This is a genomic window from Natrarchaeobius oligotrophus (genome assembly GCF_003841465.1).
Classification (GTDB): domain Archaea; phylum Halobacteriota; class Halobacteria; order Halobacteriales; family Natrialbaceae; genus Natrarchaeobius; species Natrarchaeobius oligotrophus.
Map to the genome: position 1 here is coordinate 200,726 of NZ_REFZ01000004.1, position 22,249 is coordinate 222,974.

Sequence of the window (22,249 nt, forward strand, 5' to 3'; positions counted from 1 at the left end):
AGTCGATCGGCGACCTCGTCCGCAGGCGCGGACGACGTGGCGTCGCGACCGACACCGACGACCGAAACTGCGGGGTCGTGATCGATGAGCGGGGCGCGCGTATCGGTCGGACTGATCGCCGTGGTGATGGTTACGAGCGTCCTCGCGCTCCCGCTGCTCGGCGGCGGACTCGGTGGGTTCACGGAAGAGGGAAGCGACGGAGCCGAAACGCAGTCGGTGCCGAACGAACTCGAAACGGCCGATTCCGGACTCGCGACGGAGGCGTCCCACCAGCCGGATGCGGCGGCGACCGGGTCGGAACTCGAACTGGTGTCGATGGACGGTGCGGAACCGACGTCGGCGTCGCTCGCCCAGGAACGCGAGGACGCCCTCGAGGCGGGCGTCGAGGAGGGAATCGAACTCGCACAGGCCCAGGGCGTCGAGGTGAGCCAGGAACAGCGAACGGCCGCGCTCGAGGGTGCGAGCGAGTTCGTCGCCCAGTACCAGGAGGCCGACGTCGAACAGGTTCAGGAGGCGACGAAGGGTGCAGTTCACGGCTCGCTGATGGGGACCGGAGCGACCGACGACGAACCGGCGGTGGGGATGGAAGACGACGCGGCCGTCGAAACGGACGACGAGGACGGAACCGAGCGGCTTCGCGGTGCGGTCGGCGGCGCGGTCGGCGGCGCGCTCTCACAGCACCAGACCGTCGAGGCGAGTCAGATGCAGAGCGCGGCCTGGGGCGCGACCCACGGCGCGCTCGCCCAGGAACAGCGCGTCACGGTCGAACAGATCCAGGTCGCGAGCTTCGGCGCGGCTGCCGGCGCGGCGAGCGAGGCCGGCGAAACCGACGTCGAACGGAAACCGAAGATCCAGGAGGCAGCCCAGGGAGCCGCCTACGGCGCTCTCGAGCAGTACCAGAAGATCACCGTCGAGCAGCGCCAGCAGGTGACCCTCGAGCACGTCCAGCACGCGGCCGCTGGAGCGTCCGCGGGCGCGCTCGAGGGGAGTAGCGTCGTGGCTCACGAGCAGGAACAGCTCGTCGAGGTCGAACAGCACCAGCGCGTGGACGTCAAGCAGGTCCAGAAGGCGGCGGCCGGCGCCGCGAAAGGCGCACTCGTCCAGAAACAGCAGGTGACGATCGAACAGACCCAGGCGGCCGCACGCGGCGCGGGGAAGGGATCGCTGATCCAGGTCCAGTCCGTTCGAATCGAGCAGGTCCAGCGGATTTCGATCGCGGCGATCCAGCAGGCCTCCTTCGGCTCCGCCAAGGGGGCGATTCAGCAGAGCCAGGAGGCGACCGTCGAACAGATCCAGTACGCCGCGATCGGTGGCGCCCAGGGGACGCTCGTCCAGCACCAGGAGGTGTCGATCACGCAGATCCAGTACGCCGCGACCGGCGCGTCGAAGGGAGCCGTCGAGTCGGCGGTCCAGCGACAGATCGTCGAGGTCGAGCAGATCCAGGCGGCCGCGTGGGGAGCCGGCGAGGGGGCCGTCTTGCAGACGCAGGTCGTCGACGTGACGCAGGTCCAACAGCTAGCGCGAGGTGCCTCGAGCGGCGTCCTCGTCCAGCACCAGGAGGCGACGGTCACGCAGCTCCAGGCCGCCGCACGAAGCGCCTGCGCGGAGACCGCCCGCGCGATCCAGTACCAGCGGATCAGCGTGACCCAACTCCAGATCCTGACCCAGGAGACCGCGGCCGACGCGACCGCCTACGCGGTCGACGAGGGGACCGACGACGAGACGCGGCTCGTTCAGTTCGTCGAAGTAGACGTCGTCCAGAAGCTCGAGGCGATCGAGGAACTCGAGGGGACGGCCACGATCTCGTTCGCGGATCAGGAATCCGACGGCGAGTCGGTCGTCGTCGACGACGTCTCGCTCTCGGAAGGCGGCTTCGTGGCGGTCTACGACGGCGCGGACGTGAGCGTCGATCCGGACGGAATCCGCGGCGTCTCCGACTCCCTCGAGCCCGGCGAGCACGAGGACGTCGAAATCCCGCTCGACGAGCCGCTCGGGGAGAGCGGACCGCTGGTCGCGGTCGTCCACCACGACACGAGCGGCGACGAGACGTTCCGGTACGCGGAGACCGACGGCACGGAGGACGAACCCTACGTCGCCGACGGCGGCGGGCCGGTACTCGACGGCGCGTTCGTCACGCTCGAGGAAGAAGAGCCCGACGACCCGGTCGACGACCCTGACGAACCGGCCGACGAGCCGGAGGTGTCGCTCTCGGTGAGCAACCAGACCGGCGACGGCGAGACGCTGACCGTCGACGAGGCGAACGCGTCGGTCGCGTACGCGCTCGCGGTCACCGACGAGGACGGCGACGAACGCGGCGAGACCGATCCCTTCGAGGCGGGCGAACCGGTCGAAAACGAGACCGTCGACCTCGAGCCGCCACTCGAGGACGACGCCGTACTCGAGGTCGCGGTTGTCTCGACGGACGACGACGGGACGCTCGCGAACGAAACGATCGAGTACACGCTCGAGGAGCCGGTCGAAGAGCTCTCGGTCGAGTACGTCGACTGCACGGAACTCGAGGTGACGGGCACGCTCGAGGATGGCGACTCGCTCGTTCCGCGGACGCTCTGGTACGACTCGGTCGGTCCGGGCGACACCGTCTTCCCCGGCGTCACGGCCGGCGAGGAGATCGACGCGCCGTTCACCGGAACCGTCGTGATGACGGTCGGCGAGGAGTACGACGTCGAGCGGGTCGACGACGAGACGGTCGTTCTCGAGGTTCCCGACGAGGGCGCGTTCGGCTCGTTCGTCGTCCCGTGGTTCGACCCCGCCGACGACGCGGAAGAACAGCTCGCGTCGCCGCCGCCGGAGCTCGACTGCGGCGACGAGATCCAGCCCGACGAGCCGACGATCGACGTCGAGGACGTCGAGTGGACGGGAAGCTTCGACGTGACCTTCAGCTACGACAACCCCAACGACGCGGCGCTCACCGGCGGCGAGTTCGTCGAGGGGACGACCGACGACGAGCCTGTCGACCTCGAGCCGGGTGCCGACGAGTTCACCGTCGCGTGGACTCCCGAGGACGACGACGAGCGTCTGGTATGGGAGGTTCCGATGGAGAACTTCGGTTACGACGAGCCGATCAGCGCCGAGACGGAGTCCGCCGGCGAGTACGACGCGCCGGGGACGGCGGACGTCGAGTTCGTCGACTGCTCGCGGGCCGAGGTGACGGGTTCGTACGAGGACGGCGAGACGGTCATCGTCGCGACGGGATTCTACGAGTCCGGCGGCTTCGGAAACACGATGGGTGAGTACGCACTCAGCGTGGGCGACGACGTCGACGCTCCGTTCGAGGGCACGATCGTCTTCGAGATCGGCGACGAGCACGCGATCACCGAAACCGACGAGGGCGCGATCGTCGAGGTTCCGGCCGGCGAGTTCGGCGCGGCGATTACGGGCATCAGCTCGCCCGAGGCGACGCCGGGTTCGATCGACTACCCGAACCCCGACGCCTCGGCGTGTCTCGAGGAGATCCGACCGGCGCTCCCCGCGATCGACGTCCAGGAGACGACGCCGACCGACGAGGGCATCGACGTGACCTTCGAGTACGACAATCCGAACGACGCCTCGCTCGCGGTGTTGAGTTCGTTCGTCGAAGGATCGACCGACGACGAACCGGTCGACGTACTGTCGGCCGACGGCGGCGCGTTCACGGTCACGTGGACGCCCGCGACCGACGACGAACGGCTCGTCTGGGAGATCGACATGAGCAACTACGACTACGAGCCGACGGACTGGCCGGTCGCAGAGACCGCCACCGCGGGAGAGATCGATCCGCAGGATCCCGAACCCGCCGAAGAGGAGCCGACGAGCCCGGACGAAACCGACGACGAACAGCCGGAATCCGCCGCAGATGAGCCGTCGGAACCCGGTGCGGACGATCTGATCGGAGACGACGCAGAGAACGGTGACGGCCTCGAGGGCGACGACGATCCGATCGAGAATGGAGGTGATCCTGTCGATGGCGACGCAGAGAACGGGGACGATCCGGCCGGCGACGCTGATACTGGTGACGATCCGGCCGGCGACGCTGATACTGGTGACGATCCGGCCGGCGACGCTGATACTGGTGACGATCCGGCCGGCGACGCTGATACTGGTGACGATCCGGCCGGCGACGCTGACACCGGTGACGATTCGGCCGGCGGCGACGGAGACGCTCTCGAGAACGAACTCGAGGGGCAAGCCGAGTCACAGAACGCCGGAGACGAACCAGAGAGCGACGACGGCCTCGAGGGCGGGAACGATCAAACGCAACCTGCCGCGTCGAACGACGAGTCGGCGGCCGAACCGGCGGCCGGATCGGAGTGACGGCCGTCGAGTCGGACGAGGAGCCCGCGGCTCCGTCGGCGGGTGTACCCGACTGAGCGTCGGCTGTCGCTACCGGCTTTCGGGCTGCGTTCCGGTCAGTGCTGGTGTCCGGTCGCCTCCCCGAACGTGATGCCGAAGCGCTCCTCGAAGAGGTCCATCACGCGCGCTTCCTGTGCCTCGAGATCCTCGTCGGCCCCGTGGTCGTGGTGGACGAGGTGGTGTGCGCGACTCGCGAGCGAGAGTAAAACGATGTCGCCGACCGTTTCGGCTTCGGTCTGGTCACCCTCCGCGAGGAGGTCGACGAGCCCCGCCGGTACGGTGACGTCGTCGGCCGCGCCGTTTTCGGATTCGATCGAGAACGTGGTCGTCTCTACGTCGTCGGACATACCCGTACGGTCGGGGAGCGTCCCTAAAGGTGCTGTGACTCGCCGCGGTGACCGTCCGATTCGAGCGACGGTCGCTACCGAATCGAAAGCGCCCACCCTCGCGCTTTTGCGCGTCGACGACGTAGCGACGACTATGCCCAGCGTCGAACTCGACGAAGAAACGATCCAGCGACTGGACGCCCTCAAAATCGAGGACGAGTCCTACGACGAACTAATCACCGAACTGATCAACATTTACGAGACGAGCGAGCTGACGCTGTTTCGCGCCGGCGACTGAGACGAATTGCCGTACCACCGTGCCGATGTAACCGAAGACGGTTCGCGGTCCCACCGGTAACGACTGGCGACAGATCGTGTGAGTCGTCGATCGCGCGTGGCGACGATCACTCCTCGTCGGCCGCAGCCTCACGAACCGCGTCCCAGCGGCCGTTCGATTCGAGTCGTGCCTGTAGCTCGTCGGCGTACTCCTGGGTGAGCCGTTCGGCTTCCTTCAGTTGCGCCTCGTGGTCGTCGTCACCGCCGCCGAGTCCCAGCGCGCCTTTGATGGAGTCGACGATTCCGCCGCCCGACGAGGATCCACCGGATTCGCCGGCCATCGCGCCCATCCCCGCCTGGACGTTCTCGAGTTCGGGGATGATCTGGTCGACCTGATCCGTGTTGGCAACCATCCGCGCTCGTTCGGGGTCGTCCGGGTTTTCGATCTCGAACGTGGTCGCGGTCATGACCAGACTCCACTGCTGGTTGGAAAACTCCGAACTCTGAATCCGCGAGGAGAACTCCTGGTCGACTGTCATTCGTTCCCCGACGATCCGATCGCTCCAAGACGAGTCGCTCATGGGTGGCGGTTGGGCCGGTGACGGTATCAGGGTTTCCCCTCGTCGACGTCCGACGGGGCCGAATCGTCGCCGTGCGGATTCGCTTCGGTCGCTCGCGGCGACGGTGCCTACTCGAGGCGCTCCGACGAGTCGGCGTACCGCCGCGAGAGTTCGGCGTACCGGTCCGCCGTCGCCTCGAGGGCGGGATCGTCGACGTCTCCTTTTGGCTCGGCGGGCGAGCCGGCCACGAGGGTCGCCGACGGAACGTGACTGCCCGCCGTGACGACGCTGCCGGCCGCGACGACGGCTCCCTCGCCGACGTGTGCGCCGTCGAGAACGACCGCGTTCATCCCGACAAGCGCCCCTTCGGCGACGGTCGCGCCGTGGACAATCGCGCTGTGACCGACGGTCGAGCGAGCGCCGAGTTCGGCGTCCTCGTGTAACACGGCGTTGTCCTGGACGTTTGCTGCTTCGCCGATCACGATCGTTCCGTGATCGCCGCGTACGGTCGCGTTCGGCCAGATGCTCGCCTCCTCTTCGACGACAACGTCCCCGATGACCACCGCGGCCTCGTCGACGTACGCCGACTCCGCGACCCGCGGCTCGGTCTCCTCGAACGAACGTAACATGCCTCCTTCTGGTTCGAGCGCCCCCTTGAAGCTATCTCTCGGGGCGGGAGTCGTCGACCATCGATCGAAAGATGAAACGCTCCTAGAACGCGTCCGCCTCGACGCCGATCTCGGCGTGCAGCGACGACTTCAGCGCGTCGTGGACTTTACACAGCTCGTTGGCTCGCTCGACGACCTCGTCGGCCGTCTCGTCGTCGACGTCGGCTTCGACGTGAACGTCGAACGAGATGGACTCGAGTTTGTCGTCCTCGTTGAGTTCGCCGGTCGACTCGATCTCGATCCGTCCGAGCTCGTCGACGCCGCGCTGTTGTCCGCCGACCCGCAGCGCCGGCACGTAGCACGTCGCGTACGCCGACAGCAACGCCTCGAGGGTGTCGGGCGCCTCTTCGCCGGTCGCGTCGATGAGTGTCTCGAACTCGCGAACCTCGTTCGTGGCGCTGAACCCCTCCTCGGAAATCGTGGTGACCTGTTTCGACATGGCAGTCGAGACGACTACAGCCGGCGACGTAAACGTTGTTCTCCCGGCGGATCGCGAGCTCACACGCGATCGGATTCGAACCTCCGGATCCTGCGCCGATCGTCGACGATCAGCCGTTGAGATGTTCGGCCAGAAGCTCCGTAAACGCCCGTTGATCGAGCCGACCCACGGATCGAAGCGCACCCGCGTTCAACGCGATCGCCCGTCCGAGCTTCGGTGCCCGCACCTCGAGAAACTCGCGCTCGCCGGCGATCACCCGGCTGACGTCGACCCGGCTGAACTCGTTCGTGATTCGTGTGAGCTCCGACCGAGAGCTCGCCTCCAGGTCGCGTTTGACCGCGCGTCCGTCGGACGGTACTGATCCGTTTCCCTCGCGAACGGTCGCGAGGAACGCTTCCTCTTTTTGCCACGTGAGACACTCGAGCGCGATTGCGTCCAGTCGGCTCGTCGCCTCGTCGCCCTCGACGTCCAACTCGAGACGTTCCCCTCTGGGAGTCTCGATCCGTCTAACGACGACGCTGACGCCGCGTTCGGTCACCGTCGTCAGGGTTTCGGTGGTCACCAAACCGTCAGTCGAGAGCCGAGTCATAGGAAAATCGAGAGGTTCCTTGTCGGGAGAACGGTCTGGTCGAGGCGCACGGTTCGACGAGCCAGCCGAAACTCGCCGTCGTCGTTCCGACGGAGCACGTCCTCTCGTTCGCCGGTGATGAGATCGTGGTCGGCGTCGTCGCCCTGGCTCCGGTAGACGATGACGTTGTTTTTGACGGTGACGTCGTCGTCGGCACGTTCGACGGGCCGAACGTTACCGACGATTCGTCGCGTTCGGGACGGGGGGTTTTCGGCCCAGGCGTACTCCTTATCGTATCGTTCCACCCGAGTCTGCAACGTCCCCCTGTCGTCGCGAAAGAGAAACCCGTCGTCGCTGAACTCCGACGCCTCCGCTCCTCGTTCTCTCATCACGCGGCGGGGCACCCGGTATTCGATGTCGTCTGTCAGGAGCTCCAGCCACTCGTGGAGACGGTGATCGTCCAGAAGCTCCGCCTCCGTTACGAGAAACTGCCGACACTCGAGCGTGAGAAGGTGCTCGTCGTTCATCGCCGTTCCTCCTGATTGGGTCGGCGGTCTCGGCGTTTGGACGGGGCGTCCTCTCGCTCGGCGTCGATTCGCCGGTGTGTCATCGCTCGGTACCAGCTTTGGTAGAACGTCCGCATCGTTCCGTCCTCGAGATTCGTGTCGTAGACGTCGCCGGGACCGGGCCACTCCTCGGAGATGTCCGCCGAGTCGCTCATTTCGCCGACTCCCATCTGAAAGTTCGACGTCGACCGGTGTTTTTTCACGTAGGTACTGCCGGCCGCTTCGGCGATGCCGTCCCACACCGCGAAGTCGTCCACCTCGAAGCTTCCGGAGATGCTGAACGTCGCGATTCCGGTGTCGTAGGCTCGCTCTTTGAACTCCTCGGAGGCCGTCCGCGGAACCAGTATCCAGTTCCAGAGCTGGGTCTTCTTCGGTCCGAGCGGTTGCCACTTTCGGAGATTGAGGAAGGCGGTTACCTCTCGGTCGTCGGGATCGGCGTTGAGATTCATCTGCAGGAACGACAGGTTCGGGAAAACGGTCCCGACGCTCGAGACGAGTCCCCTGGCGATCTCGAACTGGTCGGCCGACAGTCCGTCGGCCGAAAAGACCTCCGGCGGATATCCGCCGGTGAGGGTTCCGTTCTCGAGATACGCGAGCATGCAGGAGTGACCGCTGCAGTTCGTCACGTCGGCCGGAGCGCGCTCTGCCCCGGTTGCGGAGAGTTCGGGCGGGAAGATGTCGAGGTCCATCGCGGACTTGTGGGTCGCGAGGGTGTGGTAGGAGTCGCCGGTGAAGTTGTCGGCCCCGATCTTCCAGTTCGTGTCGATCTCCCATCGGATCGGTTCGCCGACGACCTCGAACCCGTCTTCGACGAACCCCAGGTTCAGATCGAGATACCAGGTGAAATCGCCGAGGTACTCCTCGAGCGGCGGAGCGCTCTCCGAGATGGTCGCGAAGACGAGTCCGCGGTAGCTATCGACCTGTGTCGCGGACTCTAGAGCGTGTTCGCAGGTATCGAGCTCCTGGTAGAACTCGTTTTTGTAGGGAACGCCGACCAACTCGCCAGTGTTCTTGTAGGTCCAGTTGTGGTACGGACACCGGAAGTGACTGGTGTTTCCCTGCTCGGCACGAACGACTGTCGTCCCACGGTGCTGACACGAGTCGAAGAGCACCCGAATCTCGCCGGTTTCGTCGCGAACGAAAATGAACGGGCTATCACCGACGTACCGCTTCGCGTAGTCACCGGGCTCCGGTATCTCCGAGACGTGGCCGACGAACACCCACATCTCGCCGAACACTCGCTCGAGTTCCACCTCGTGAATCTCCCGGTCGTTGTGTATTCGTGAGGGGACCTCTCCGGTTTCGGCCACCCTGCCGACGTCCTCGACGACGTCCCGGACGTCTCGAGAGCCGGACACCTGATTGCTAGTGTCACCCATGATTTACTCGTGGATAGCCGACTGTTTCGAGTAAAGGTTGCTCCCTACGTGTAGGGGTGTACAAACCGCCTTCCGCCGGGACGGAGCGATCGAGCCCGAGCCGACGAAAGTCAATTCTCCCACCGAGAGGTAGTGTCTTCGGTCGATGGATTCGCTCGACGTCGGCTGTGTACCCGCCCTCTGATGCGGTTTACTGTCCGTCTCGACTGGATCGGCCGTTTCTCAGGAGCGTCACTGGACGTCGGATTCCCAACCCGAACGGAGCCACGGAAGGCTCGCGAGGTGGCAGGGGTAGTCACGCCACGGTCGTCTGGGTTCGATCGTCCGCCGAGGACTCCGTGGGACCGATCCGGGCTCCGAGCCAGCCGAACGCTTGGTCGAGCAGGATCACGAGGATGGCACCCGGAATGGCACCGGCCAGGAGAATCTCGTTCGCGTACCGCTGTTGGCCGAGAATAATCCATTGACCCAGGCCGCCAGCACCGATGAACGCCCCGAGGTAGGCGATGCCGACGCTCAGGACGATGGTCGTCCGAATACCCGCGATGATGACCGGTAGCGCGAGCGGGAGCTCGATCCGCCACAACCGTTGCAGGGACGTCATTCCCATCCCTCGACCCGCCTCGACCTGTGCGCTTTCGACGTTCTGGATGCCCGCGACCGTGTTTTTCAGGATCGGTAACAGTCCGTAGAGAAACAGGGCGAGGATAGCCGGCCGCGGTCCGACGCCCAGGAACGCGAACGTGAGCGCGATGACCCCGAGCGGCGGCACCGTCTGGGCGATCGCTCCCATGTTCATCACGGCCGACCCGACCGTCGGGTGGCGAGTGGCTGCGATGCCAGCCGGAACCGCGACGGCGATGGCTGCCGTCACTCCGATCACGACCATCTGAAGGTGCTCGCGAAGCATCACTGCGAACTGGTCGGGATTCTCGAGAATGTATTCGATCCATCCAGTCAGCAACAGCGGAATCGCCGCCTCGACGGCGGACCCGACAGCCGGTTCAAACATGGTTCTCCTCGATGGCTCGTGACCGGCCGTCGAAGATGCTCCTGATGTGGACTTCCGAGAGCGATCCCACGACGGTTCCGTCTTCGACGACCGGAACGACGTCCGTCTCGCTTCGGAGCCAGTTCTGGACGGCCAGACGGAGCGTATCGTCCGGCGATAGCGGCGTGCCGCCGTCGTTTGTGGGGGCCTCGTTCGCCGGACCCATGACCTCTCGAACGGCGACGGTCTGTAACTGTGCTAACTGGCGGTCTTCTCCGAGAAACGACTCGACGAAGGCGTTGTTCGGGTTGCGAAGCAGTTCCGCTGGTGGATCGTACTGAATAAGCTCCCCGTCCTGTAACACCGCGACCTTGTCGCCCATCTTCAGCGCCTCGTCGATGTCGTGGGTGACGAAGACGATGGTCACGTCGAGACCCGCCTGGATGTCGAGGAACTCGTTCTGGAGCTGTTCGCGCGTGATCGGATCCAGAGCCCCGAACGGCTCGTCCATCAACATCACTTCGGGTTCAGCAGCGAGCGCACGCGCGACGCCGACGCGCTGTTGTTGGCCGCCCGAGAGTTCCTGCGGGTATTTTGTCCGGACGTCGTCGTCGAGACGCACCAGCTCGAGCAACTCGGTCACCCGGTTCTCGATTCGGTCGTCCGACCATCCGACGATGTCGGGAACGATGCCGACGTTCTCCTCGATCGTCATGTGCTTGAACAGCCCGATATCCTGAATAACGTATCCGACCTTTCGACGGAGTTCGATCGGATCGTACTCGGAGACTGGCGTCTCGTCGACGGAGACGGTACCCGTGGTCGGTTCGACCAGCGCGTTGACCATCTTCATGGTCGTCGTCTTTCCGCAGCCGGATGGACCGACGAGTGTGGCGGTCTCGCCGCTCGAAACCGAGAACGAAACGTCGGTCACCGCCTCGGTTCCGTCGTCGTACACTTTGGTTACGTTTTCGAACGCGATCGAATTGGAAGCGGTTTCGGTTGCTGTATCGTGGCTCATGTGTCGATAACCTCGCTGTTGGGAAGCAGTCGTACCGTGGTCGCGAGACCGTAATCGAGGACGATAGCCAGTGCGGAGAGCACGATGGTGGCACCAATGATCTGATCCGCGTTGGCGAGTCTAATACCCGCAAAGATCGATCGACCGAGACCTCCCGCACCGAAGTAGGCCGCGACCGTGGTGATGGCAATTAAGAGGACGGTGGCCTGCCGTATCCCGGCCATGATGACCGGATACGCCATCGGTAACTGTACCCGGACGAGCAACTGCCGATCGGTTAGCCCGAGACCGCGGCCGGCCTCTTTCATCGCGCCGTCGGTTTCCGCGATTCCGACGACCGTGTTTCGCATAATCGGGAGCGCCGAGTACAACACCAGCGCGACGATCGCCGGCGCCTCCCCGATACCGAAGAACGGAATCAACAGTGGCAACAGCGCGAGGCTGGGAATCGTCAGCACGATACCGGACGCACCGAGAAGTACCTGCGAGACCCGCTCGTTGTTTCGGACGAGAACGCCTGTCGGCACCCACAGGACGATTCCGATCACGAGAGCAGTCAGTGCGATAGACAGGTGCTGGATCGACTGCCGGACCAACACGTCGCTGTTCGCCCCCATCCACTCGACCGTTTCGACGAGACTGACCATCGTCAGATGTGGCCGTTCGTCTCGAGGTAGTCACGTGCGACGTTTTCCGGATCCTCTCCGTCGATCGAGACGCGGCCGTTGAGCCCCCGTATCGTTTCTGCGTCGAGTTCCGGGGTGACCGAATTGAACGACTCCCGTATCTCGTCTGTGACCACGTCCTGGCGGACGTTTGGCGCGGGATTGTAGATGACGAAATGATTGCGGACGTCTTCGATCACCTCGAGATCGTACCGTTCGATCTCGGCGTCGGTCTCGAACGCGAAGGCGACGTCGACCTCTCCCTCGTCGACGGCCTGTACCGCCAGACCGAGGTCCATGTTGACGGTCTCGATGTCGTCCGCGCTCTCTTCGAACTCGTAGGTTTCCGGAATGCCGGCCCACCCATCTTCGCGCTCTTCGATTTCCGGATTCATTCCGACGCTGAAGTCCGTATTGCCTGCTTCGGCGTACTCCGCTAGCTCCTCGAGATCCGTGACGCCCGACTCCGATACCCATTCGTCGTTCGATACGATGACGTACGTGTTGTTGAACGGTGCTGGCTCGAGCCACTCGATATCGTACTCCTCTTCGTACGCCGTCGCGACTTCCTGGTACAGCTGATCGGGATCGTCGATCGGTTCGTCCTCCTCGAGAATGTTCAGCCAGGCCGTTCCCGTGTACTCCCAGTACACTCCGACCTCCTCGTTTCGCATGGCCTCGAAATTGGCCATCGTGCCTCCGAGTCCGGTGTTGTCCTCGGTGTCGTGGCCCTCAGCCTCGAGGAGTTCTCTGCTGATGTTCGCGAGAATGAACTGTTCGGAAAACTCCTTCGAGGAAACTCCGATCGCGTCGCCGGAGAACATCCCGAGGCATCCCGAAACGCTCGCACCAACCGTACTCGCACCGATCCCCGCAAGCGCCTGTCTTCGTGAGACAGTGTTTGGCATATGGTGTCTCATGCCGGTTCTCTCCAGTAATCGTTGCCCCCTACATGGAGGGGAGTTAAAGTGAGCGGGTGCAGAAGTCGATCTGTCACGATTGTCCCGATGCAAGGATGAATTCCACTTGTCGTTCGCTCGGAACGTGTACGGTTGATCGGATATTTTGCCAATCTTTCGTCCGTTCACGAAAAACATTTTGTGCTCGGAACCCGCGTTCAGACTCGATTCGGCGCCGTCCTAGTCGATCTCGACGCCGTTCGCTTCGACGACGTCGACGATCGTTCCCGTCCGTATCTGCTCGGTCAGTGCGGCGATGTAGTCGAGAGAGGGTGTGTCCGCGACCGGATCCTCTACGACGGCGTCAACGTGATCGAGAACCGCTTCGAGCGCCGGATCCATCGAACCGTCCGCCGAAAGGTTGTGGTGACGGTTTGCACACAGTAGTTCTATCGCCAGCATGCGGCTCACCGTCTCGACCGTTTCGGTTAGCTTTCTCGCGCTGATCGTCCCCATCGAGTGGATGTCCTCCTGACCGCCGGAGACGGTGACAGAGTGGCTGCTGATGGAGTCGGTCGCGAGCGTTTCGGCCAGCAATCCACTCGACGTGTACTGGACCATCATGAGCCCGGACTCGACGCCAGGGTTTGCGGCCAGGAACGGAAAGTCGTCCTGTTTGTCCCGCAGCAACAGCCTGTTTCGACTCTCGCTGATCGATCCGAGTTTGGTGACGACGTTTCGGAGGGAATCCGCCGCGCTCGCGATCGGCTGTCCGTTGAACGCACCACAGGAGTAAATCTTCCCGTCCGGAAATACGAGCGGATTGTCCGTAGCGCTCCGTAACTCGGTGTCGACGGTCTCTCGGCCGAAATCGAGGTGTGAACGGACGGTTCCGTGAACCTGCGGGATCACCCGTAACGACAGCGGATCCTGAACCATCTTCGGCGACGAGCCGTCGGCGTCCCGGTTCAGGAGCGCCCGCACGTTGGACGCAGATGTCGCGTGTCCGTCGTGTGGGCGGACGTCGCTGACGCGGTCGGCGAACGTTTCGGGCGCGTCTCCCACCAGTTCGAACGTGAGGGCGCTGACGACGTCCGCGGTCCGGACGAGTCGATCGATATCGTGAACGTTGAGCGCCAGCATTCCCGTCATAACGGCCGTTCCGCTGACCAGCGACATCGCCTCTTTCGGGGCCAGCCGCACGGGTTCGATACCGGCCCGTTCGAGCGCTTCGCCCCCAGACACGATCTCTCCGCCGATCTCCGCCTCTCCCTTTCCGAGGAGGACCAGCCCGACGTGTGCGATCGCCGTGAGGTCGTCGGTCGACCCGCCGAGAGACATTCGCGGATGAACGCCCTCGTTCAACATCGCACACAGCTTGTGGACGATCTCCGGTCTCACTCCCGATCGACCCGCAGCGAGCGTGTTCGCCTTCGCCACCATCGCGGCGCGAGTGACCTCCGTCGACGCGATCGGTTCGACGGCGGTGATCGTGCTCTCGATGATGTTCTCTTGCATCTCCTGAATCCGTTCTCGCGAGATGGATTTCCCGTGCAGGTCGCCGACGCCCGCATTCACGCCGTAGATGTGATAGTCGCCGCGTCGAACGATGTCGTCGACAACCGCCCGTACGTCTTCCATTCGTTCGACGGTCTCCGCGGACGGTGCAACGTCCGCGTTCTCGCGGGCGATAGCGACGAGATCCTGCGTCGTGAGTTCACCGGTTAGTTCGATCATAGTTATATTCGATGGCGAGTGAGTGTGCCCCGGTCCCACCGCTCGAGTCCGCCCGAGAGCGGCCGTTCGCCGAGGGTCGGTCGTACCACGCAAGCTGTGGAGTCCGGCGATCTTCGTCGACGTGCTCTGACGTCGCGATCCGCACTCCGCGACGGAACGCGTTCCGGCCAATCGTCATCGGAGCCGGAGTGCAGGTATCCATTTCCTCGGAGACGACCTCTTTGGCGCGTTCAAAATCGGCGTGCGGAAACCGTCGATGCGCCCGTCGTCGAAGTCGTCTTCGAACGGGCCGGTGGACACGCCACAGACGAGGAGATTCTCGCCGACAGAAGCGTCGCGGGCGTTCCTCGGTTCACCCGAGCGACCGACGCGTGACACCATTCGTGAGTAGGAATCTGTGCTGTCTGAGTAAAGGTTCCGCCCGATATATAGGGGTGTTAATGGTTCGTCCGGGCGGTCGAGTGGTAGTTTTCGACGATAAATTCCGCCAGCGTTCGCGAGGCCCGGTTGATGTGCTCTCCGACGGTCGACTTGTGCAGGTCCATCTCGTCGCCGAGTTCCTCGAGCGAGACCTTGCTGGGCTGGTCGTAGTAGCCGCGCTCCAGGGCCAGCGACAGCACCTCCATCTGTCGGTCGGTGAGTGCCGTGAGCAGCTCCGACCACGCCAGCGGGTTCGGGAGCGTCGAAAACTCGGCCCCCGAGATGATCTGTTCGATCGTCACGGTACAGATCTCGTCCAACTCGTCGACGAGGAACGCGAGCTGCTCTCGGTTCCAGACGAGCGTGTCGAGATAGAACCAGCCGTTTCGAAAGAAGGAGGGTTCGAAGAGCAGATACTCGTTTTCGGTAATCATGCGGAAAGGCGTCATTTGATCGAACACGGCGGTGACGAAGAGAACCGCATATTTGTGTTTCACGTCGAGGGCACGTTCGATAACGTCGACTCGCACGTGGTAGGACGCGTCCCTGATGAGTTCGATCCCCTTGGCAACGTCCTCCCCGTAGAGACGAATCAATCCGGTGTAGTGGGTGTCGACCAGGCTGGCGGTGAAAATATCCCCCTGAATGTCGTATCGACCGACCTGCTCCGTCCAGTCTCCCTCCATCCGAATTCGCAATCGGACGGATGCGACCTGGCCCTCCTGTAGCTCGTTCGAACTCATTACCACGCACGGTTTCCCTTGAAACGTATAGGTATTACGCCGCCAAAAACCGACGTCCGCAGTCCTCGGACGCTCCCGCCAGAACGAGCGGGATTCACGATGGTTCGTCGTCTCGCTCGACCGCGTTTCGATCGGACCGCCCCCAACGACGCCGCAGGTTCTACAGTTCGAACGGTTCGTCGGCTTCGAGGAGGTGAACGTCGGCGTCGCTGCCGGTCGCCTCGACCGCACTCGAAAAGTCTTCGGGGTCCTGTTCGATCGGCGGGAAGGTGTCGTAGTGCTGCGGGAAGGCGTGATCGACGTCGAGCCAGTCGACGGCGATGGCGGCCTGCTTGGGGCCCATGGTGAAGTGATCGCCGATGGGGACGATGGCGGCGTCGGGCGCGAGGTGATCGCCGATCACGTCGCGCATCTCGCTCATCAGGGACGTGTCGCCGGCGTTGTAGACCGCCGTCGACTCCTCGTCGGACTCGGCCGGCGGCGCGTCGGAGATGACGAACCCGGCGGGCATGCCGGCGCTCGCGTCGTTTTCGGTCATGATCCCGTTCGTGTGGTCGGCGCGCGTCATGGTGACGTACGCGTCGTCGCACTCGACCGTCCCCCCGAGGTTCATCCCCATTCCGCCGACGGCGTCCTCGAAGCCGAACTCCTCCTCGCAGAACGAAACCAGCTCCGGCGTCGCGACGAGCGTCGCCCCGGCGAACTCGCCAGCGTGGGCGATGTGGTCTGCGTGTCCGTGGGTCAACAACACGTAGTCGGGTTTGTCGATCGCGGACGGCTCGAGTGCCGTCTTCGGATTGTCGAAGAACGGGTCGACCAGCAGGTCCGTCTCGCCAACGGTAACGCTCCACGTCGAGTGACCGTGCCAGGTGAGTTCCATAGCGTTCCAACGGTTGCAAAGCGGATAACTTAAAATTGGGTGAGAGCGGTGAGACGTTCCGGAATCGTAGTCACCACCTTTCTCATGGAGAGTCGAAATCGCTCCGAACTATGTCAGCTGTCTGTAATTAAGGGTGGGTAGCGACGATAGCGGGCGACGAAACAGCCGCCGCCGATGCCGTGTCGTTTTTTAGCCGGGGGCCGTACGCGAGGTATGCTCGCGCTGACGCTCGAGGAGTTCATGGTCGAGTTGAACGAAGGATCGATCAAAAACGTCGGACCGACGAACAAGTCCGCGACGGTCAAACTGTTCGACGTCGAGTCCGCCGAGGCCCGTGAGTTCGGCGACAAACGGGTCAAACTCGTCTTCGAGGACGACGACGGAAACGAGCTTCAGGTGTCGCTGTTTCCGGAGCACGTTCGCGCGCTCGTCGATGACGTCGAGGCGCTCGAGGAGGAGTCACCGGTGTTCGAGTGACGGGACGCGACGCCGAGTTTCGACCGCCGCGGGTTCCGAACGCATTTCGACAACCGTTTTAGGGCGAAACTGCTTGAACCGAATAGATGGGTAACTGCATCATCTGCGGCACACCCGTTGACGGTGAAATCTGTGAGAGCCACGAGGAAGACGTTGTCTTCGAATTTCGGGGCAACACACCCTCACAGCTCACCCCCGGCCGATACTACCGGGGAACCGTCGACGGTTACGCCGACTTCGGCGTGTTCATCGACGTCGGAGATCACGTCACGGGACTGTTGCACAGAAGCGAACTCGACCAGCGAATCGAAAGTCTCGACTGGGAGCCGGGCGACGACGTCTTCGTCCAGGTTCTCGACGTTCGCGACAACGGTAACGTCGACCTCGGCTGGTCGATTCGCCAGCGCGAACGCGAGTTCCGCGGATCGCTGATCGAAACGGCCGACGACGAGTTCCGTCCCGAGGAGTTCGACGGGGACGAATCGTCGTCGGACGAGGAGGCGACCGGCGACGGCTCGAGCGGCGAGTCGGTCGACGCGGATCGCGAGTCGACGGCGCCGGACGCATCGGCCGAGACCGTCTCCGGTGGCGGCTCCGTCGCCACCGAGAGCGCGGCCGTCTCGACGCCCGCGACCGGAAGCGGAACGACCGACGAGGACGACGGCGAACCGGCGCTCAAGCGAACCAGAGTCGAGGCGATCGAGAACCAGGTTGGGAGCGTCGTTCGTCTCGAGGGCGAGATTACGGGCGTCCGCCAGACCAGCGGTCCGACCGTTTTCGAGCTCCGCGACGAGACGGGAACTGTCGAGTGCGCCGCCTTCGAGGAAGCCGGCGTCCGGGCCTACCCCGACGTCGACGTCGACGACGTCGTCGCTCTCGAGGGCGAGGTCGAACGCCACAACGGCGACCTCCAGATCGAAACCGAGATGCTCGACGTGCTCACGGGCGACGATCGTGACACCGTCGTCGATCGTCTCGAGAGCGCGATCGAACGCGAGGCTCGGCCGTCCGAAGTCGTCACTCTCGCCGAGTTCGACCCAGTCACGACCGTCGAAGACGAGCTTGCGGACGCGGCGACCGCGATTCGACGCGCCGTCGTGGAAGCGCGTCCTATCGTCGTTCGACACGCCGCGACCGCCGACGGCTACGTCGCCGGCGCCGCCATCGAACGCGCCGTTCTCCCGCTCGTTCGCGAAAAACACACCCGAGACGACGCCGAGTACCACTACTTCGAGCGTCGGCCGCTCGACGGTCGCGTCTACGGGATGGACGCCGCGACCGACGACGTCACGGCGATGCTCGAGGCTCGCGACCGCCACGGCGAACAGCTTCCGCTCGTCGTCCTCGTCGACGCCGGCTCGACCGTCGAGTCCGTCGACGGCTACGAGCTGCTCTCGCTGTACGGTGCCGACGCGCTCGTCGTCGACGATAGTCGCGCCGACGAAGAGATCGTCGACGCCGTTGCCACGGCAGTCGCTCCGTCGCTCGCCGGCGCGGACGTCTCGGAGCTGACCTCCACGGCGCTCGCGGCGAACGTCGCCGCTCTCGTCAACGAGGACGTCCGATCCGACCTCGAGCACCTGCCGGCCGTCAGCTACTGGGAGCACGCGCCCGAGGCGTACCTCGAGCTCGCGACCGAGGCGGGATACGACGAAACCGCCCTCTCCGAGCGTCGCGAAGCCGTCGCGCTCGAGGCCTACTACCAGTCGTACAAGGACAAACGCGAACTCGTCGCCGACCTGCTGTTCGACGACGGGGCTACCGACGAGACGACCGACGGCGACCTGGCCGCGCACGTCTCCGAGCAGTTCCGGGCCAAACTCGAGACCGAACTCGACACCGCCCGCGAGAACCTCGAGACCGAGACCGTCGACGGCGTCACCGTGGCGGTGCTCGATACGGCCGCGTTCACCCACCGGTACAACTTCCCGACGACGAAACTCCTGCTCGACGAACTCCACCGTCGCGACCGCGACGAGGGTCCGTTCGTCACCCTCGGCGTCGGCGACGACGAACTACACGTCCGTGCGACCGAACCGGTGAACGTCCGCGAACTCGGACGGGCCATCGCCGACGTGGTTCCCGACGGCGGCATCCGCGTCGTCGGCGGCGAGGACGGTCACGTCGAGTACCTCCCCGGCGAGCGCGACGCCGTTCGCGAAGCCGCACTCGAGGCGCTCGGCGAAACGCTCGCGTAAACGCGCACGCGACGGACGCACGTCCAGTTCCTCCCGACCGCAACGTCTCGAGTGACGACGGTTCCTCTCTGTCGGATCGCCACCCGAGCCGGCGATAGGATCGGAGGAGAAACAGTTTTCAAATCAGTGGACGAACATATCCTATGAGCGACGGCCCGAGGAGCCGACTTCGCGAAAACGCCACCGAGATCGCGGCGATGGTGGTCACGGGTCTCTGGCTCGCACTGCTGTTTCTGCCGGGCGGTGGCGGCTTCTGGTTGCCGGTCTTGCTGTTCGGATACCTGGTCGTCGTTCCGATCGTCGCCCTCCTGTACGGCGACGAGTCCGACCGGGAGACGTGGTGGGACTGGTGGGACGACGACTCCTGGGACGACTGGTGGGGCTCGAGCGAGTCCGATGACGCGAACGACGAGTCCTCGACCGCCGGTGCGGAATCTTCGAACTCCGTCGACGCGCTCGAAACCCTCCGCGAACGGTACGCCGCGGGCGAGTTGACCGACGACCAGTTCGAACGCAAGCTCGAGCGTCTGCTCGAGACCGAGACGCTCGAGGACGTCGAGCGAGACCGACGGAACGCGAACGCCGATCGCGATCGGGGACGCGACCGAGACCGCGACGTCGATTCGAACCTCGAGTACGAAACCTGATCTCCCGTCGTGGCGACCGACCCGGGAACCGGCCGACGAACGCGCGTCACTCCCGCTCTCCCGATCCTCACGCTCGACGGCGGCTGCCCTGTCGGCGTGAAAACATCTTTCGGGTCTCCCTGTGTAAGTGTCCACATGGCCGACGACCCCGCGAATCGATTCCGTGAAAACGTCACCGAGATCACGGCGACGGTCCTCACCGGCATCTGGCTCGTCGGACTCTTCACGGGGCAGTGGTGGTGGCTCCCCCTTTTGCTCGTTAGCTACGTCGTCATCGTGCCGCTCGTCGCGCTCCTGTTCGGCGACGAGTCCGATCGCCAGGAGTGGTGGGAGTGGGACGACGCCGAGGAGAGCGAGTCGGACGACGATCACCCGTCGACGGAGTCCGAACCGCACGCGGCGGAGAACAACGCCGACGCGCTCGAAACCCTCCGCGAGCGGTACGCCGCGGGCGAGTTGACCGACGACCAGTTCGAACGCAAGCTCGAGCGCCTGCTCGAGACCGAGACGCTCGAGGACGTCGAGCGGTGGCGACGGGGTGCCCGCGAGGAGCGCGACCGGAGACGCGACCGCGACCGAGACGTCGACACCAACCTCGAGTTCGAGACGTGAATCGCGGTATCTCCCGACCGCTTCGTCGGCGGTTCCGTTCTCGCCGACTCGATCGGTGCGGAAGTCTCGAGTCCGACACGCTTATTCGCGGACGGCGACGAATGCCCTGTAGTGAGCACCGAGACGCCCGATCCGACCGAAACGGACGCCTTCGAGCGGGTCTGTGAGACGCTCGTCGAGCGCATTCTCGCGGGCGAGATCGAGCGCGACGAGGTCGAGAAGGCCAAGCTGGCGGCCTGCTCGGAGCACTCCGCGCCGAAAGTGCCGAAGAACTCGGAGCTGCTGGATTACGCCCCACAGGAGCACCGCGAGGAACTCGAGGCGGTGTTGCAGCGCAAACCCGTTCGCACCGCCTCGGGCGTCTCGCCGGTCGCGATCATGACCTCCCCCGAGCGCTGTCCCCACGGCAAGTGTCTGTACTGTCCCGGCGGACCCGACTCGGAGTTTTCGTCCTCCCAGAGCTACACCGGCGAGGAACCCGCCGCGGCCCGCGGCGTCCAGAACGACTACGACCCCTACGGACAGGTGACGCTTCGCCTCGAGCAACTGCGGGAGATCGGCCACCCTGTCGACAAGGTCGAACTCATCCTGATGGGCGGGACGATGACCGCCCGCAGCCACGACTACCAGGAGTGGTTCGTCAAGCGCGCGCTCGAGGCGATGAACGACTTCGACGTCGAGAAGGAACCGGAGCCCGCCGAGGGCGTCAGCTTCGCTCAGGACCCCGAGGAGTACGAGTGGAAGTACGTCGAGGACGTCATCGCGGAAAACGAGACGGCGGACGTCCGCAACATCGGAACGACGTTCGAGACGAAGCCGGACTGGTGCGATCCCGAGCAGATCGACCGGATGCTCGACCTCGGCGGAACGAAAGTCGAGGTGGGCGTCCAGACCACCTACGAGCGAATCAACCGCGAGATGCACCGCGGTCACGGCGTCGCCGAGTCGATGGAGGCCAACCAGCGGTTGCGCGATTCGGCGTTCAAAGTCGGGTTCCACATGATGCCGGGACAGCCGGGGATGAGCAAAGAGATGTGCCTCGAGGACTTCCGGCGCATCTTCGAGAACGAGGCGTGGAAACCCGACTACCTCAAGATCTATCCGACGCTGATCGTCCGGGGGACGGCGACCTACGACTGGTGGCACAGAGGCGAGTACGAACCGCTCGACAACGAGGAAGCCGCCGAACTGGTCGCCGAGATCAAGGACATGATCCCCCGGTACACCCGACTCCAGCGCGTCCAGCGTGACATCCCCGCGGACTTCATCGACGCCGGCGTCTGGAAGTCGAACCTCCGGCAACTCGCGCGAAAGCGCATGGACGAACACGGCTGGACCTGCGAGTGCATCCGCTGTCGCGAGGCCGGAATGAACGACGACGATCCAGAATCCGTCGACCTCGACGTCGTGCGTTACGACGCCTGTGGCGGAACGGAGCACTTCATCTCGTTCGAGGACTTCGAGAAGGACCTGCTGGTCGGCTTCTGTCGGCTGCGGTTTCCCGGCGACCCGGTGCGACCGGAACTCGAGAACGCCGCGCTCGTTCGCGAGTTGCACGTCTACGGCAGCGAGGTCTCGATGGGCGACGAAGGCGAGACGGATCAACACCAGCATCGGGGATACGGCCGCCGGCTGATGGAGCGCGCCGAGGAACTGGCCGCAGACGCCGGCTACGACAAACTCAGCGTCATCTCGGGTATCGGCGCGCGCGAGTACTACCGCGAGAAACTCGGCTACCATCAGGACGGGCCGTACGTGAGCAAGCGCCTGTAGCCGTCCCCGAACGCGAGCCCCTCGCGGCCGCTCGAGGGCCCACGTCCAGGCCGC

At 64.4% G+C, this 22,249-nt stretch carries 22 protein-coding genes; 7 read left to right on the forward strand and 15 right to left on the reverse strand.

Annotation, left to right across the window (positions count from 1 at the left end; genetic code table 11):
- Nucleotides 1-84: 84 nt before the first annotated feature.
- Nucleotides 85-4,311 (forward strand): DUF7282 domain-containing protein, encoded by a 4,227-nt coding sequence (locus EA472_RS07710; protein WP_124190929.1) that lies wholly within the window; start codon nt 85-87, stop codon nt 4,309-4,311.
- A gap of 95 nt (nt 4,312-4,406) precedes the next feature.
- Here EA472_RS07710 and EA472_RS07715 read toward each other — a convergent pair whose 3' ends face one another.
- Nucleotides 4,407-4,697, reverse strand: a complete 291-nt coding sequence (locus EA472_RS07715) for a DUF7545 family protein (RefSeq protein WP_124190930.1) — start codon at nt 4,695-4,697, stop codon at nt 4,407-4,409.
- 133 nt (nt 4,698-4,830) lie between these two features.
- Between EA472_RS07715 and EA472_RS22420 the strand changes: the two genes are divergently transcribed.
- The gene (locus EA472_RS22420; RefSeq protein WP_165874847.1) at nt 4,831-4,974 is read left to right on the forward strand and encodes a DUF7557 family protein; all 144 of its coding nucleotides are present in this window, start codon (nt 4,831-4,833) and stop codon (nt 4,972-4,974) included.
- A 106-nt stretch (nt 4,975-5,080) separates the two neighbouring features.
- Here the strand turns inward: EA472_RS22420 and EA472_RS07720 are convergent, their stop codons facing one another.
- From EA472_RS07720 to EA472_RS07785, 14 genes are all read right to left on the reverse strand, one after another.
- The gene (locus EA472_RS07720; RefSeq protein ID WP_124190931.1) at nt 5,081-5,533 is read right to left on the reverse strand and encodes a DUF5799 family protein; all 453 of its coding nucleotides are present in this window, start codon (nt 5,531-5,533) and stop codon (nt 5,081-5,083) included.
- A gap of 107 nt (nt 5,534-5,640) precedes the next feature.
- Nucleotides 5,641-6,141 carry a gamma carbonic anhydrase family protein gene (locus EA472_RS07725; RefSeq protein ID WP_124190932.1) on the reverse strand — a complete coding sequence of 167 codons (501 nt, stop codon included), beginning with the start codon at nt 6,139-6,141 and terminating at the stop codon, nt 5,641-5,643.
- 82 nt (nt 6,142-6,223) lie between these two features.
- The gene (locus tag EA472_RS07730) at nt 6,224-6,619 is read right to left on the reverse strand and encodes an OsmC family protein (RefSeq protein WP_124190933.1); all 396 of its coding nucleotides are present in this window, start codon (nt 6,617-6,619) and stop codon (nt 6,224-6,226) included.
- Between the two features lie 109 nt (nt 6,620-6,728).
- On the reverse strand, nt 6,729-7,181 hold the full coding sequence (locus tag EA472_RS07735) for a hypothetical protein (protein ID WP_124190934.1): 453 nt from the start codon (nt 7,179-7,181) through the stop codon (nt 6,729-6,731).
- 23 nt (nt 7,182-7,204) lie between these two features.
- Complete coding sequence (locus EA472_RS07740) at nt 7,205-7,714, reverse strand: aromatic-ring-hydroxylating dioxygenase subunit beta (RefSeq protein WP_124190935.1); 510 nt, start codon at nt 7,712-7,714, stop codon at nt 7,205-7,207.
- A complete protein-coding gene (locus EA472_RS07745) occupies nt 7,711-9,132 on the reverse strand; it encodes an aromatic ring-hydroxylating oxygenase subunit alpha (protein WP_124190936.1) in 1,422 nt (473 codons plus the stop codon). The genes EA472_RS07740 and EA472_RS07745 overlap by 4 nt, the downstream gene beginning before the upstream one ends.
- A 295-nt stretch (nt 9,133-9,427) precedes the next feature.
- Nucleotides 9,428-10,144, reverse strand: a complete 717-nt coding sequence (locus EA472_RS07750; RefSeq protein ID WP_124190937.1) for an ABC transporter permease — start codon at nt 10,142-10,144, stop codon at nt 9,428-9,430.
- Nucleotides 10,137-11,144, reverse strand: coding sequence for an ABC transporter ATP-binding protein (locus tag EA472_RS07755; RefSeq protein ID WP_124190938.1), 1,008 nt, complete (start codon nt 11,142-11,144; stop codon nt 10,137-10,139). The genes EA472_RS07750 and EA472_RS07755 overlap by 8 nt, the downstream gene beginning before the upstream one ends.
- Nucleotides 11,141-11,791, reverse strand: a complete 651-nt coding sequence (locus EA472_RS07760) for an ABC transporter permease (RefSeq protein ID WP_124190939.1) — start codon at nt 11,789-11,791, stop codon at nt 11,141-11,143. Before EA472_RS07760 ends, EA472_RS07755 begins: the two co-directional genes overlap by 4 nt.
- A gap of 2 nt (nt 11,792-11,793) precedes the next feature.
- Nucleotides 11,794-12,717: an ABC transporter substrate-binding protein gene (locus tag EA472_RS07765; protein ID WP_165874848.1), complete on the reverse strand. Its 924-nt coding sequence runs from the start codon at nt 12,715-12,717 to the stop codon at nt 11,794-11,796.
- Nucleotides 12,718-12,948: 231 nt separating this feature from the next.
- Entirely contained in the window at nt 12,949-14,445 is a 1,497-nt protein-coding gene (locus tag EA472_RS07770) for an HAL/PAL/TAL family ammonia-lyase (protein WP_124190941.1), read from the reverse strand.
- A gap of 174 nt (nt 14,446-14,619) precedes the next feature.
- A complete protein-coding gene (locus EA472_RS07775) occupies nt 14,620-14,826 on the reverse strand; it encodes a hypothetical protein (protein WP_124190942.1) in 207 nt (68 codons plus the stop codon).
- A 56-nt stretch (nt 14,827-14,882) separates the two neighbouring features.
- Nucleotides 14,883-15,608 carry a helix-turn-helix domain-containing protein gene (locus EA472_RS07780; RefSeq protein ID WP_124190943.1) on the reverse strand — a complete coding sequence of 242 codons (726 nt, stop codon included), beginning with the start codon at nt 15,606-15,608 and terminating at the stop codon, nt 14,883-14,885.
- Between the two features lie 160 nt (nt 15,609-15,768).
- Nucleotides 15,769-16,488 carry a metal-dependent hydrolase gene (locus EA472_RS07785; protein ID WP_124190944.1) on the reverse strand — a complete coding sequence of 240 codons (720 nt, stop codon included), beginning with the start codon at nt 16,486-16,488 and terminating at the stop codon, nt 15,769-15,771.
- 213 nt (nt 16,489-16,701) lie between these two features.
- Between EA472_RS07785 and EA472_RS07790 the strand changes: the two genes are divergently transcribed.
- The 5 genes from EA472_RS07790 to EA472_RS07810 all read left to right on the forward strand — a co-directional run bounded on the left by EA472_RS07790 (nt 16,702) and on the right by EA472_RS07810 (nt 22,195).
- Nucleotides 16,702-16,965, forward strand: coding sequence for a hypothetical protein (locus tag EA472_RS07790; protein ID WP_124190945.1), 264 nt, complete (start codon nt 16,702-16,704; stop codon nt 16,963-16,965).
- An 86-nt stretch (nt 16,966-17,051) separates the two neighbouring features.
- Nucleotides 17,052-19,163 carry a DHH family phosphoesterase gene (locus tag EA472_RS07795; protein ID WP_124190946.1) on the forward strand — a complete coding sequence of 704 codons (2,112 nt, stop codon included), beginning with the start codon at nt 17,052-17,054 and terminating at the stop codon, nt 19,161-19,163.
- Between the two features lie 143 nt (nt 19,164-19,306).
- Nucleotides 19,307-19,810: an SHOCT domain-containing protein gene (locus EA472_RS07800; protein WP_124190947.1), complete on the forward strand. Its 504-nt coding sequence runs from the start codon at nt 19,307-19,309 to the stop codon at nt 19,808-19,810.
- Nucleotides 19,811-19,945: 135 nt separating this feature from the next.
- The gene (locus EA472_RS07805) at nt 19,946-20,422 is read left to right on the forward strand and encodes an SHOCT domain-containing protein (protein WP_124190948.1); all 477 of its coding nucleotides are present in this window, start codon (nt 19,946-19,948) and stop codon (nt 20,420-20,422) included.
- A 111-nt stretch (nt 20,423-20,533) separates the two neighbouring features.
- Entirely contained in the window at nt 20,534-22,195 is a 1,662-nt protein-coding gene (locus tag EA472_RS07810; RefSeq protein ID WP_124190949.1) for a tRNA uridine(34) 5-carboxymethylaminomethyl modification radical SAM/GNAT enzyme Elp3, read from the forward strand.
- The last annotated feature ends 54 nt before the right edge of the window (nt 22,196-22,249 follow it).